The following is a 12,857-nucleotide window of genomic DNA, read 5'->3' on the forward strand; positions in this document are numbered from 1 at the left end:
GCCTCCTCATCAATGCGCTGCAATCATGCGCAGTCCAAAGATCAACGACCCCACGATGGTGAGCGTTAACACACCATAAAGCAACTGCTTTTGGGCATTGACACTCACCCCAAAACTGTTCAAAGCAATGCGTATCCCATTAAGGCCATGATAAAGCCCCCCAATAATCACTAGAATTTCACCAAAGAGGATCAGCGGCTGTTTGGCAAAAGCGATAAACGAATCATAAGCCTCTGGGCCTTGGGCCAATTTTCCTAACATCACCAAGTGAAGGTAAAGATACACGGTCAGCCCAATCGCCGATAAGCGGTTGAGGATGAACCCCCATCCACCAACCTTTCGCCCGCGTGGGTCAAACCAATCCCAAATGCCCCGGGTGTTGGGTTTCTTTTTCGGATTTTCCATGTTGACTCTCCTTCTCTTGGATTAGGCTGCTCCAAACCAACGTCGGATGCGTTGGGCCAAAACTTGTCGCCGCAAATCCATGATCCGCCAACCCGGATCCACATTGGAAGGACAGACTTCCGTGCACTCATAGGCGCTATGGCAACGCCACACCCCGTCCACGCAATCCACTATCGCAGCTAGATCCGGTGCACGATTAAGCCCTTGTAATTGAGCCGCCGCTAGAACGGCCGGTCCAAGGTATTCCTCAGCCGTACCAGCTATCGGACAAGCACTGATGCACAAACCACACTCAATACAATCTGCCAAACGCAGATATTCCTTGTCATCGTCCATGGGGACTTCACGTGGTGGCTTAATGCCCTTACCTTCCAACGGCGCCATAGAAAGAGGATGAACCGCGGGTGCATGCACTTTATCCATCCCCACATATAGTCGGCTCATATCCACCACCAAATCGCTGATCACCGGAAAATTGCGCAATGGTTCAATCCGCAGTGTGCCGCCGTTGGTGGTAACGTCCCGAATACGCGTGATGCAGGTCAACTTTTCCACCCCGTTCACCCGCATACCACAGGCACCACAGGTGGAATGATGACAGGCATGGGCAAAAACCAGCGAACGATCATGGAAAGCCCAGATACGTTCAACGCCATCAATCACGTACTCATCTGGGTTGACCTCAAGCGTAAACGTCTGATAATAGGGTTCTCCCTCCCCTTTCTTACGATACACCACAAAATTTACCGTCCACTTTTCCTCGCTCATAGGTGTGCTCCGGGCAAAGGTTTGGGTCAGTTCAGCCAACTAATTGACGAAGAATTTACGATATGATATCAGTGGCGTTTCCGCAGTAGTGCAAGGAACATTGACACCAAGTTTCTTGCATACCAAATCCACCGTTTTCTCCGCCATCAGGCGCAAGGTGGTTGCCTTTCCGCCTGTAATAGTAACCAATCCTTCAACATTGTCGGTTTCTTTATGATCATATGCTTTGAAGGTGCGTGAAATGCTTCGGCCAGGTGCACCGCTCCCAATCAATGGACGAGTAGCCATATAAGCACCTCGCTCCTTGGTCTGGCGTAGGGCAGGGATCAATTCCGAACCACGCTCGATCATCAAAGCCACATGATCCGGTAGCACAGGGACATAGTCGGGGTCTTCGATCGAGAACGACGTGGTTCCAACGACCATCATCCGCCGCTGCGGTAGAACAATATCGCCATCGCCGGGTTTATTCAAACGGTTGATAGCCCGTTGAGTTAGACGTTTATCATAAGCAACCATGACCCCCGGCGTTGGAGCAATCGGCACCCGGATACCAGCCATGGAGGTAATTTGACCCACCCATGCTCCGGTGGCATTGACCACGATATCCCCTTCAATCTCGAAGCGTTTATCCGTAGCCCGATTCCAAGCCTTCACCCCCTTAATGTTCCCCTGTCCATCGGTCAGCAAGTCCACCACATCGGTGTAGAGATGGAACACTGCGCCATTGGATTTCGCGGTTGCCGCAAAGGCTAATGCCAGACGCAAAGGATCAAACGTTCCATCGGGCACGGTGAAGGCGGTTAGCAATTGGGGGTTCAGATTGGGTTCAATCCGCAGGGCTTCCTTAGGCGTCAGTTCGCGAATCGGGATTTTGCACTCCTCGCAGCCCTGAATAAACTTCTCGCGATACTCCAAATCACTTTCATCCACCGCGATGAAAAGACCCCCGTTTGGTTCAATAGCATCGGGGACAATCAAGCGTAAAATTTGATTCTCCTGGATGCACTCAATAGCTGACTCCTGATCATTCACCGCGTAGCGAGCCCCAGAGTGTAACAGACCATGGGTTCGTCCCGAGGTACCGTTGGCAATTGGCCCCCGTTCCACCACCGTAACCCGAAACCCACGCAGGGCCAGATCATGGGCAATCGCTACACCGGTAAACCCGGCGCCTATTACGATCGCGTGATATTGGCTCATAGAATCGCTCCTATCCTGGGTTAAAGTTCCTTGTTAAAAACTCACCTCATCCGTGAATCCTGATCACTAGCGGCGGAAAAGACGATGAATCAACAAGAATAACAAAAACACGATCCATATACTGCCGCCAAACACCAAACCCCACAATAAACTCTCACCCAAAGGTTTTGAATAAGAACCTTGCCAGGTTACCCATGCCACCATCAAGACACTAACCACAGCCATGGTAATAATTGCACTTTTCATAGATAGCCAAGGTTGACCAGTGGCAAAAGGATCCGATTCGACCTGGTGTTTTTTCTTTTTACTCATTAGGCACCATCCAACTATCTGTGAATTTTATCATTATTTAACATTGCAACTTCAAAAAATCACCCGCTTTAGGGGCATACAAAGAGCGGTTTTCGGTCAATCCGGCGCCCTGCCCTCTTGACCCCACCGCCCTACACCTTATGATCACAGGTTTGGGGGCAGGGAAACCCTGCCCCCAACCAACATCAAATGATATTATTCGACCCACCCAAAGGTGCGCTGGACGGCTTTCTTCCAACCGGCATAGAGCCGTTCGCGTTCTTCGGAGCTCATCTGCGGATTCCAGACCTTATCCACCTGCCAGTTCGCGCGCAATTCATCGAAGTTGGTCCAGAACCCAACCGCCATACCCGCCGCATACGCTGCACCGAGGGAAGTTGTTTCAGCGACCTTCGGGCGAATGACGGGCACACCCAGGATGTCCGCCTGGAATTGCATCAGCAACTCGTTGTAGACCATACCACCATCCACCTTGAGGGCGGTCAGCGGCACGCCAGAGTCGGCGTTCATCGCGTCCAACACCTCGCGGGTCTGGTAAGCCGTGGCCTCCAACGCAGCCCGAGCAATATGACCACGGTTGATGTAGCGGGTTAGACCCACAATCACACCACGGGCATCGCTGCGCCAATAGGGCGCGAAGAGGCCCGAGAACGCCGGCACGAAGTAAATGCCGCCATTGTCCTCCACGGTGCGGGCCAACGCCTCTACATCCTTTGAGGATTCGATCATCTTCAGGTTATCGCGCAGCCACTGTACCAAGGCACCGGTGATAGCGATCGAGCCCTCCAACGCGTAAACCGCCGGTTGATCGCCGATCTTGTAGGCTAGCGTGGTCAGCAAACCACTCTTGCTAGGCACTGGGCGGGTGCCGGTGTTCAACAGCATGAAGCAGCCAGTGCCGTAGGTGTTCTTGGCTTCGCCAGGGCTATAGCAGGCCTGACCGAAGAGCGCTGCTTGCTGGTCACCCAAGTCACCTGCGACCGGGATACCCTCGAGCAAGCCCTTGGCATACCCATAAACTTCGGAAGATGGACGAATCGCCGGCAGCATCGCGCGTGGGATACCCAGGATTCCCAGGATTTCATCATCCCAATCCAGGGTCTCCAGGTTCATTAACATGGTGCGCGAGGCGTTAGAAACATCTGTCACATGTACACCACCCTTCGGACCACCGGTCAGGTTCCAGATCACCCAGGTATCGATGTTCCCAAAGATGACCTCGCCTTTCTCGGCTTTCTCGCGAACACCCGGCACATTATCCAAGATCCATTTGATCTTGGGGCCCGAGAAATAGGTGGCTAGCGGTAGACCAGTTTTGGGGCGGAAGCGATCCTGGCCACCATCGGCTGCCAACTCGTTGCAGATTTTGTCGGTACGGGTGTCCTGCCATACGATCGCATTATACACCGGTTTTCCGGTCGCTTTTTCCCACACAATGGTGGTTTCACGCTGATTGGTCACGCCAACTGCAGCAATGTCCTTTGGATCCACACCGCTCTTGCGCAGCGCTCCTTCAATAACTTCCTGAGTCCGCGTCCAGATTTCCATCGGGTCGTGTTCGACCCAACCCGGCTTGGGGTAAATCTGCTCATGTTCTTTCTGATCAACACCTACCACGTTGCCGCTGTGGTCAAAGATCATGAAGCGAGTGCTGGTCGTACCCTGATCAATCGCGGCAGCATACTTGGCCATATCACACCTCCTGAAGTTTTAGATTTGGGTTTGAGAGAATTGTTTACGCGTCACGCCAGACTTCGGCGGCCGCTCGCAACATAAGGTAGGATGAGGTGGCTCCTGGGTCCTGATGTCCTGCACTTCGCTCACCCAAATAACTGGCACGACCTTTGCGCGCAACAAGCGGTATTGTGGCTTTCATCCCTTCTTCGGCAGCCCGGGCACAGCGCTCCAGGGCCTCACTTAAGTTATTGCCGTTATCGGCAGCCTGTTTGAGCGCATTCCAGGCTGGCACCAGGGCATCAATCATGGTCTTATCCCCTAGTTCGGCTTTCCCTCGGTTCTTGACCCCGGTGATACCCGCTTCCAGAGCATTGACCCAGTCCTCTAGAGTTAACTCCATCTTACCCGTGGTCTTAATTCCAGCCTGAAGGAAGAACGTGCCATAAAGCGGACCACCAGCGCCACCCACGGTAGCCAGTAGGGTCATACCTACCGTTTTGAGGATCGTACCTATGTCCTTATCGGCAAGTTCTGGCATTTTATTCAACACCGCTTTGAAGCCGCGATCCATATTTGCCCCATGATCGGCATCACCGATAGCAGCATCCAACTGGGTCAAATAATCGCGATTCTCCGCCAGAAGATCAGCGTAACGCTTTATCCACTCCAACACTTTATCCCGAGTAATGACCATACGACGCTCCGTTATAGCCGGGGTTCACCCAGAGCAAACCCCGGCAAGTGTTGATGGTAGAGATTACATGCCCCAGCGCAAGCCCGGCGTCTTGACCGGTGCATCCCACAACTTGATCATATCCTCATCCATCTTGAGTAATGTGATCGAGGTGCCGGCCATCTCCAGGCTGGTGATATAGGAGCCAATCAGGTTGCGCACAACCTTCAGACCATGTTGGGTCGCGATCTGATGCGCCTTGCGATAGACAATGTACAACTCGATGAGCGGTGTCCCACCCATACCGTTGACGAAGAGTAACACCTCGTCACCCGGTTTGTAGGGGATATCCTTGATGATCGGCTCCATCAGCATTTCCACAATCTCATCCGCCGGTTTGAGTTTCATGCGTGTTCGCCCCGGCTCGCCGTGGATACCGATCCCGATTTCCATTTCATCTTCAGGTAAATCAAACGTGGGCCGACCCACATGCGGCACCGTGCATGAGGTCAGCGCCATTCCCATGCTGCGTCCCCAGTCCTTGACCTTGCGACAAACATCGGCCACCTCTTTGAGTGAGCGCCCTTGCTCGGCCGCCGCACCGCATAATTTCTCGGCCAAAACGGTGCTACCCACGCCACGGCGACCGGCCGTATAGAGGCTATCCTGCACGGCTACATCATCATCAATGATCACCGATTCCACTTCGATCCCTTCGGCGCGGGCAAGGTCGGCAGCCATCTCAAAGTTCATGATGTCGCCGGTGTAGTTCTTGACGATATGCAGCACACCAGCCCCACCGTTGATAGCCTTCGTTGCCTCAAGCATCTGATCCGGTGTTGGGGAAGTAAACACTGCACCCGGGCAAGCTGCGTCCAGCATGCCGATGCCGACGAAGCCCCCATGCATCGGTTCATGGCCTGAACCGCCACCCGATAACACACCCACTTTTCCTTTGACCGGCGCATCGGCGCGCACAATATAGTTGGGATCAAAATGCACCCGGATCAGATCGGGGTGGGCAAGCGCCATACCCTCCAGTTCTTCACGAACGACATCTTCGGGTTTATTGATTAACTTCTTCATACCTCACTTCCTTTCTACCCACTAGTGACTGATGCAACTTTTCTATCCGGCGCACCATCCACACCTACCCATGTAATGCTCAATTGAGGTGGGCCCACCCCACCCAAGGGGTAGGCCCACTCATATAAGAATGAATTACTCGCTCTTCTCGGGCAGGAAGGCGCTCACGAACCAATCATAGAGCAGCACACCCAAGATACCACCGATGATCGGCATAATCACCGGCGCCACAATCCAGTAGGAACCATCGAAGAGGCCCTGGGTCCCGACCAGCGTGCCGAGGATGCGCGGACCAAGGTCACGGGCCGGGTTGATGGCATACCCACTCGGGCCGCCCAAGCTCAGACCGACCGACAGAACCGTGCCGCCAACCAGGAAGGGGCCCAGGTTGAATTTCAAGCCCAGGTTGCGCTGATCACCACTCGCCAGCACACCAAAGAGCAGCACCATCGTGCCGAAAATTTCCGCGATGCTGGCGTTGAGCAATGAATAGGAACCCTGTGGCGCAGCACCCTGACCGCCCCAGAACGCCTGTCCGAAGACCGAGCCAGGCCCGGTGCACCAAACATTGGGCATGCCAGCCGCAACCAGGCCCTCACGATAAACCAGGTACACGCCTAACGCGCCTAGGAAAGCCCCCACCAATTGCCCCAGGATATACGTAGGCACTTTGGACCAGGGGAAACCGCGTTTTACTGCCAGGGCAATGGTCACTGCCGGGTTAAGATGAGCGCCCGATACGCCACCCGCAACATAAACTGCCACAATGACTGCGAAGGCCCAGCCGATGGTGATAGTGTTCCAGTTATAGGCTGGTGCAGCCAACCGCGGGGCAAGCCCCACATTGGCAACCACACCATCACCCAGCAAGATCAGGGTAAAAGTACCGATGACTTCGCCCAGAAACTCGCCTAAACCTTTGGATTTCATGTCGGACCTCTCCTTTCATAAAGAATTTGAAGAATAGAATAGACGGGGCAACAGACTACGGCTTCGCTTATTTCTCCGTTCACCTCCTTTGGTATGAAATTTGAGCAACTTACTAACAATGGGTCTCGCAAAAATACCGCCAATCGGGACTAATCTAATGGCGGTATTTTTTGCGCACAAGAAGAAGAAACTAAAACACACTCATCCCCCCATGCCATTAGCATAGGGTTTGCAGTTATCACCCACTGCTCATAAAGCCACATTGCGCAAGACATCACAATTCATTGTAAGGCTTTCAGCTCACCTGTCAACTTAACGTTTTTTAATGTATCATTTTGAAACATTTTTTTGGCGTTGTGTTTCAATTTGAAACACCACTCCCTTGGCCACCATCTTCACGATAAGCCTCCAGCGAAATGTTCATTCGTCGCAAATGACGCCATAATGTTGTCCGCCCCACACCTAAAAGTCGAGCCATCTGAGAAACATTTCCATGACATTGCCGCGCGGCTTGGAGAATTGCCTGGCGTTCGATTTCCTCAAGGGGCGGTAAATGACGAGTCCATACCTTGTCACCCGTTTCCGCACCTGTTTGTAATGGGGGCAAATGAACCGGTAAGATGAGATGCCCGGGACTTGCCTGTACCGCTGCTCTCGTCAGGACCGATTCCAATTCCCGTACGTTCCCCGGCCAGGAATGAGACCGTAGTATTCCAAGGGTCTCACGGCTCAGGCTAAGGGGATGTCCCAATTGCCGGGCCAGGCGTTGCAGGATCTGCTCAATCAATAACTCTAAATCCTGCTTACGTTCACGTAAAGGAGGCAACACGATTTCAAATAGGCTCAAGCGGTAAAACAGATCGGCCCGAAAATTACCTTCAGCCACCAAATGCTCTAAATCTGCTGAACTGGAGGCAATGATACGCACATCCACTTCAACGGGCTTACGACTGCCAATGCGTTGTATAATCCCCAGTTCAAGGTAATTCAATAAGACCGATTGAGCCTCCAGAGGCAAGGCGTCCACATCCTGGAAGAAAAGCGTACCTCCATCCGCTAATTCAAACTTACTGGCATGGGAGATTCCCTCCCCCACTCCTCGCTCAACCCCTAACAACTCGGGGAGCACCAATTCACTCGGCACAGCAGTGCAGGCAAAGACCACAAACGGGCCATGACTACGCGGACTGTGATAGTGAATAGCACGTGCAAGCAAATTCTTACCCGTCCCGCTTTCACCCCGTATCAACACGCAACCTCGCGCTGCCGCTGCGCTACGCGCTAAGCGCCGCACGCGGCGAATCGCAGGCGATTCGCCTACCAGATTTTGGAGATCAAACGTTGGTGAACCGACCTGACGCTGTACATATTCGCGGAGAGTCTTCAGCGGGCGCAGAATGGCTAAAATCGCCCGTACGCCACGCCGCCCGCGCACATATTGCAGGCTAAGCAAACACGAGATCGTTTCACCCAAAACCGAAAGGTTGACTTCCAAATCAGAAATCGGAATTTGCCGATGTAATGCATCTAACACATAGGGAGGAAGTTTGACAAAGGCGTCCAAATGCGAACCCATTAGCGTTTCAGGAGCCACCTTGAGGATCTCTGCTGCCGCTGGATTAGCATGAATCACAACCCCATCCGTGTTCCAAACCAGTATTCCCTCGTTGATTCCGGAGAGAACGGCATTGATACCGGCTAATTGGCTATTTTGCTCTTCCAATAACTGATCCGATTGGCGCTGTGCTTCTATTGCCCGTGCGCCTGCCACCACCAAGCCCAAAGCATAAGGATGGAAGTTGCTCACTCGGGTGGCAATTCCTAATGCCCCTAACAACTTACCGCTAATATCAAAAACCGGCGCCGCCGCCCAACCAAAATCATGCAATGGCTGCGAGAAATGCTCATACCCGACGACCTGTAAGGGTTCGCGCTCAAGCAACGCCACCCCAATTGCATTTGTGCCCAATTCACTTTCAGCCAGCAATGCGCCCGGGACAATCTGGAGGCTCTCCAATGTAGCCAGCATGCCCGGATCACCCACGCGATCAAGCAAGTAACCAACGCTGTTTGCAAACACCACTACCGAATTTGAGTTTTCGATATACTGATAAATGTCCTCCATCACAGGTCGGGCAATGGCCATTAATTCAAAGTGATTAACCTGCATAGAAAATAGATGCTGATCCGATAGCCGCGGAGGCTTGAGCAAGGCATAGGGATCCACCCGCGCCCAGCATCTTTGCCACGAGGTAGCAATAATCGGTCGTACCTGGGGCAGAATAATATGCCGGGTTATAAATGTATGCCACGCATCATAAAGTTGTTCTTTGGTCGCTCGGTCCATTTCAGCGCCTCATTCATCTCCTCGCCATTCCAATCCCCACCAATTCCTATTGTAGCAAAAACTCGTCATATCACCAAAGGTATGGATATAATAACTATGGAGGTGGCAATGGAAAAATTTATCATCGAAGGTGGTTATCCTCTATTCGGAGAAGTAACGCCCTCCGGGAACAAGAACGCTGCCCTCCCTCTCATGGCCGCCTGTTTACTCACCGATGAACCGGTCGTCTTACACAACGTTCCCAATATCTTAGATGTGCGTACTATGCGCGCATTACTTGAATCATTGGGGGTAGAGTTTACTGATCTCGATGAACATACGTGGAAAATTCAAGCCAAGGAGGTGCGGCCGGCGGATCTTGATCCCGATTTGTGCCGCAAGATACGCGCCTCTATTTTGCTCGCCGGTCCGATGAGCGCTCGCTCCGGTGAATTACGCCTACCCCCGCCCGGTGGCGACGTCATCGGGCGTCGCCGGGTTGATACCCATCTTTTAGCCCTAAAAAAACTCGGTGTAGATGTCTCTTATGATCGTTATTTCTACTTTCGTGCCAGCGGTCTGCGCGGAGCTAATATCCTACTCGATGAGGCTAGTGTCACCGCAACCGAAAACGCCATTATGGCTGCGGTTATGGCTAAGGGAGAAAGCGTCATTCGCAATGCGGCATCTGAACCCCATATCCAGGAATTGTGTCACTTCTTGAACTTACTGGGGGCAAAAATAGAGAACATCGGCTCCAACACCCTACACATTACTGGCGTGGAACGCTTACATGGCGGTGAATTCACCATTGGCCCGGATTATCTTGAGGTCGTCTCGTTTATTGGCGCTGCAGCCGTAACCCGTGGTGAAATCACCATCCGCAAAGCAGGCCCGGAATACCTGGACATGATCCAATTGGTATTTGGACGCCTAGGGGTCCATTGGGACGTGCGAGGCGAGGATATTTTTGTCCCCCGCGAGCAACGCCTCACCATCGAGCCCGACTTAGGAGGGGCTATTCCCGAGATCAGTGTCATGCCCTGGCCGGCTTTCCCTACTGACCTGATGAGCATCGCCCTGGTCGTTGCCACCCAATCCAAGGGCACTGTACTTTTCCACGACTGGATGTACCCCAGTCGCATGTTTTTCACGGATAAATTAGTCAGCATGGGCGCTCAAATCGTCCTTTGCGACCCGCACCGTTGTATTGTGCAAGGGCCTACCGAGTTATATGGCGAAAAGCTGGAGAGCCCAGATATTCGCGCCGGCATGGCGCTGGTGCTAGCCGCTTTATCTGCCCGCGGCACCTCGGTCATCCGCAATATCGGACAAATTGACCGCGGCTACGAGCGGGTGGATGAAAAACTGGCTGCGCTTGGCGCTCACATCCAACGTGTTCGCGAATAAATTTTCCAAACCAGATAACAAAAAACCCGGGCGTGCAACTCCGGGTTTTTTGTTACTTTCATGGGTTATTCCAATCAGGATTTGGATTGGGCCGAAGCCGTTTGCACCACATCCAGAAATTGCTCTACTACATCTCGAAGCATTCCCTCCGGTAATGCCCCCACCTGACGATGGATGACCTTACCGTTTGCGACAAAAAGCAAAGTGGGGATTCCTTGCACGCCAAAGCGCGTCGCCCACTCTGGATTTTCGTCAGTGTTAACCTTGGCAACAATCAATTTACCGGCATAGTCTTTTGCAATCTTTTCCAGTGCCGGGGCAATCAAGCGGCAAGGACCACACCACGGAGCCCAGAAATCAACCACTACCGGTAAGGCTGATTGTAACACCGTTTTCTCAAACGCGGCATCAGTCACATGAATTGGTGAATTAATCATTCTAACATTCTCCCTTCATACCCAAAAGTAAATCGGGTTTAGTATATCACAATTTTACTATCCTAAAGGTCAAGGTCGTCACAATGACTTATTTCTCTTCAGCAGAAGGCTTAGGCCGATGATCGGTACTGTACCAACCGCTCCCCTTGAAGATAACAGCAGGCACCTGATATACTTTACGCACGCGAAGATGTCCCTGAGGACATTGCGGAATGCGCCCGTTTTGGGAACGGGCAAAATACTCAAAGGGTTGCCCACACTCCTCACACACATATTGATAAACTGGCATCTTGACCTCCTTATCTTAGAGGTTTTCAGCCGCCTCTGGCGAGGCGGCTGCTTCTAAGGACTTATTTCGCCTTTACCGTAATGGTCTTCGGTCGCACTGCTTCGGCTTTGGGCAAGGTCAGCGTTAGCACGCCGTTCTCATATTCGGCTTTGGCTTTATCAACCTCCACCGGCACCGGTAACGTAATGCTGCGGGTGTACGTCCCGTAGCGGCGTTCGCGCAAATGATAAACTGCATTCTTGACCTCTTCTTCCTGTTTTACTTCGCCCGAGATTGTCAACACATTATTGTTGACCGTCACATGAACATCCTCGGGCTTTACCCCAGGAATAGTGGCTTTGACCACTATGTCGTTATCGGTCTGATACATGTCCACCGCCATCCAGTCTGTGCCCCGCAGCCAATCTACCTGCCGGGTGAAGAGGTCATCAAAGAGTTGATCCATGGTCGAGCGCAAAGCAGCCAATTCACGCATGGGATCAAAGACCATCAGATTTGCCATCGTCCACCTCCTAGCCAAGAAGGTTTTGATGACACCCTTTTATATAAGCCCAATGCATAAGATTTTTACTAGAGAAATATCAATTTTTTGTAGATTCCTGGCTTGTTTCGCTTGGTTTCTGGCGCCGAAAATCCACAAACCGATATCCTACACCACGCTCGGTCAGGATATATTTGGGATTTGCGGGATCTTTTTCTATTTTCTGACGGAGATAGTTAACATAAAGGCGCACATAATGGGGTTCATCACGATATTCATATCCCCATACTTTGGCAAGAATTTGATCATAGGTAAGCACCCACCCGGCATTTTGCACCAAGTGATACAGCAAACGGTATTCGGTAGGACGCAATTTGACCAGTTTGCCCTCTACCCATACTTCGCGACGTCCAAAGTCAATTTTCAGGCGGTCGTCTACCTCAACCACCTCTTTAGAAATGGGGCTGGCCATCTCAGTGCGCCGTAACACGGCTCGAACTCGGCTGACTAACTCGCGCGGACTGAAAGGTTTGGTCACGTAATCATCGGCACCAAGCTCCAAACCCCGAATGCGGTCTTCCTCCTCACCTTTGGCCGTAACCATGATGACCGGCACTTGACTGATTTCACGGATCAATTGCAATACCTCGAATCCATCCATATCCGGTAACATCACATCTAAAATAACCAGATCCGGTAGCGCATCACGTAATACACGAATTGCTTCCTCACCGCGGTGGGCTTCTACCACCCGAAAGCCATCATGCTCCAGGTTAAGCCGAATAAAACGCGCCATTTTTTCCTCGTCATCAACCACGAGGACTAGGCGGTCTCTTAGACTGGTATCAGTCATAAATAGA

Annotated in this window: 14 protein-coding genes; 1 reads left to right on the forward strand and 13 read right to left on the reverse strand. The window is 52.2% G+C overall.

All coding sequences use genetic code 11. The features are described 5' to 3' along the window. Positions 1–9: 9 nt before the first annotated feature. The 9 genes from sdhC to AC01YT_RS02175 form a co-directional block, all read right to left on the reverse strand. The gene (gene sdhC, locus AC01YT_RS02135; protein WP_476672576.1) at positions 10–405 is read right to left on the reverse strand and encodes a succinate dehydrogenase, cytochrome b556 subunit; all 396 of its coding nucleotides are present in this window, start codon (positions 403–405) and stop codon (positions 10–12) included. Positions 406–426: 21 nt separating this feature from the next. Then, positions 427–1,173: a succinate dehydrogenase/fumarate reductase iron-sulfur subunit gene (locus AC01YT_RS02140; RefSeq protein ID WP_476672577.1), complete on the reverse strand. Its 747-nt coding sequence runs from the start codon at positions 1,171–1,173 to the stop codon at positions 427–429. A 39-nt stretch (positions 1,174–1,212) separates the two neighbouring features. Further along, entirely contained in the window at positions 1,213–2,376 is a 1,164-nt protein-coding gene (locus AC01YT_RS02145; protein WP_476672578.1) for an FAD-dependent oxidoreductase, read from the reverse strand. A 66-nt stretch (positions 2,377–2,442) separates the two neighbouring features. After that, complete coding sequence (locus AC01YT_RS02150; RefSeq protein WP_476672579.1) at positions 2,443–2,688, reverse strand: hypothetical protein; 246 nt, start codon at positions 2,686–2,688, stop codon at positions 2,443–2,445. A 195-nt stretch (positions 2,689–2,883) separates the two neighbouring features. Continuing rightward, positions 2,884–4,380, reverse strand: coding sequence for a glycerol kinase GlpK (gene glpK, locus AC01YT_RS02155; RefSeq protein ID WP_476672580.1), 1,497 nt, complete (start codon positions 4,378–4,380; stop codon positions 2,884–2,886). Positions 4,381–4,423: 43 nt separating this feature from the next. Next, positions 4,424–5,059 carry a dihydroxyacetone kinase subunit DhaL gene (dhaL, locus tag AC01YT_RS02160; RefSeq protein ID WP_476672581.1) on the reverse strand — a complete coding sequence of 212 codons (636 nt, stop codon included), beginning with the start codon at positions 5,057–5,059 and terminating at the stop codon, positions 4,424–4,426. Between the two features lie 63 nt (positions 5,060–5,122). Beyond that, positions 5,123–6,124, reverse strand: a complete 1,002-nt coding sequence (gene dhaK / locus AC01YT_RS02165) for a dihydroxyacetone kinase subunit DhaK (RefSeq protein ID WP_315623907.1) — start codon at positions 6,122–6,124, stop codon at positions 5,123–5,125. A gap of 135 nt (positions 6,125–6,259) precedes the next feature. Further along, a complete protein-coding gene (locus tag AC01YT_RS02170; protein ID WP_476672582.1) occupies positions 6,260–7,054 on the reverse strand; it encodes an MIP/aquaporin family protein in 795 nt (264 codons plus the stop codon). Positions 7,055–7,415: 361 nt separating this feature from the next. Next, positions 7,416–9,401, reverse strand: a complete 1,986-nt coding sequence (locus tag AC01YT_RS02175) for a sigma-54-dependent Fis family transcriptional regulator (protein WP_476672583.1) — start codon at positions 9,399–9,401, stop codon at positions 7,416–7,418. Positions 9,402–9,509: 108 nt separating this feature from the next. Here AC01YT_RS02175 and murA point away from each other — a divergent pair, with 108 nt between their 5' ends. After that, a complete protein-coding gene (murA, locus tag AC01YT_RS02180; RefSeq protein WP_476672584.1) occupies positions 9,510–10,790 on the forward strand; it encodes a UDP-N-acetylglucosamine 1-carboxyvinyltransferase in 1,281 nt (426 codons plus the stop codon). Between the two features lie 74 nt (positions 10,791–10,864). On the opposite strand, the gene trxA is transcribed toward murA, so the two are convergent. From trxA to AC01YT_RS02200, 4 genes are all read right to left on the reverse strand, one after another. Then, positions 10,865–11,227, reverse strand: coding sequence for a thioredoxin (gene trxA / locus AC01YT_RS02185; protein ID WP_476672585.1), 363 nt, complete (start codon positions 11,225–11,227; stop codon positions 10,865–10,867). 88 nt (positions 11,228–11,315) lie between these two features. Then, positions 11,316–11,516, reverse strand: coding sequence for an FmdB family zinc ribbon protein (locus tag AC01YT_RS02190; RefSeq protein ID WP_476672586.1), 201 nt, complete (start codon positions 11,514–11,516; stop codon positions 11,316–11,318). A gap of 61 nt (positions 11,517–11,577) precedes the next feature. Further along, the gene (locus tag AC01YT_RS02195) at positions 11,578–12,018 is read right to left on the reverse strand and encodes an Hsp20/alpha crystallin family protein (RefSeq protein ID WP_476672587.1); all 441 of its coding nucleotides are present in this window, start codon (positions 12,016–12,018) and stop codon (positions 11,578–11,580) included. A 79-nt stretch (positions 12,019–12,097) separates the two neighbouring features. After that, on the reverse strand, positions 12,098–12,850 hold the full coding sequence (locus AC01YT_RS02200; protein ID WP_476672588.1) for a response regulator transcription factor: 753 nt from the start codon (positions 12,848–12,850) through the stop codon (positions 12,098–12,100). Positions 12,851–12,857: the final 7 nt, after the last annotated feature.

The sequence above is a fragment of the Thermanaerothrix sp. genome (assembly GCF_056331585.1).

Bases quoted from the DNA above. Each gene is read 5' to 3' on its own strand.
- sdhC (WP_476672576.1), bottom strand. From the start codon at position 405: ATGGAAAATCCGAAAAAGAAACCCAACACCCGGGGCATTTGGGATTGG.
- AC01YT_RS02140 (WP_476672577.1), bottom strand. From the start codon at position 1,173: ATGAGCGAGGAAAAGTGGACGGTAAATTTTGTGGTGTATCGTAAGAAA.
- AC01YT_RS02145 (WP_476672578.1), bottom strand. From the start codon at position 2,376: ATGAGCCAATATCACGCGATCGTAATAGGCGCCGGGTTTACCGGTGTA.
- AC01YT_RS02150 (WP_476672579.1), bottom strand. From the start codon at position 2,688: ATGAGTAAAAAGAAAAAACACCAGGTCGAATCGGATCCTTTTGCCACT.
- glpK (WP_476672580.1), bottom strand. From the start codon at position 4,380: ATGGCCAAGTATGCTGCCGCGATTGATCAGGGTACGACCAGCACTCGC.
- dhaL (WP_476672581.1), bottom strand. From the start codon at position 5,059: ATGGTCATTACTCGGGATAAAGTGTTGGAGTGGATAAAGCGTTACGCT.
- dhaK (WP_315623907.1), bottom strand. From the start codon at position 6,124: ATGAAGAAGTTAATCAATAAACCCGAAGATGTCGTTCGTGAAGAACTG.
- AC01YT_RS02170 (WP_476672582.1), bottom strand. From the start codon at position 7,054: ATGAAATCCAAAGGTTTAGGCGAGTTTCTGGGCGAAGTCATCGGTACT.
- AC01YT_RS02175 (WP_476672583.1), bottom strand. From the start codon at position 9,401: ATGGACCGAGCGACCAAAGAACAACTTTATGATGCGTGGCATACATTT.
- murA (WP_476672584.1), top strand. From the start codon at position 9,510: ATGGAAAAATTTATCATCGAAGGTGGTTATCCTCTATTCGGAGAAGTA.
- trxA (WP_476672585.1), bottom strand. From the start codon at position 11,227: ATGATTAATTCACCAATTCATGTGACTGATGCCGCGTTTGAGAAAACG.
- AC01YT_RS02190 (WP_476672586.1), bottom strand. From the start codon at position 11,516: ATGCCAGTTTATCAATATGTGTGTGAGGAGTGTGGGCAACCCTTTGAG.
- AC01YT_RS02195 (WP_476672587.1), bottom strand. From the start codon at position 12,018: ATGGCAAATCTGATGGTCTTTGATCCCATGCGTGAATTGGCTGCTTTG.
- AC01YT_RS02200 (WP_476672588.1), bottom strand. From the start codon at position 12,850: ATGACTGATACCAGTCTAAGAGACCGCCTAGTCCTCGTGGTTGATGAC.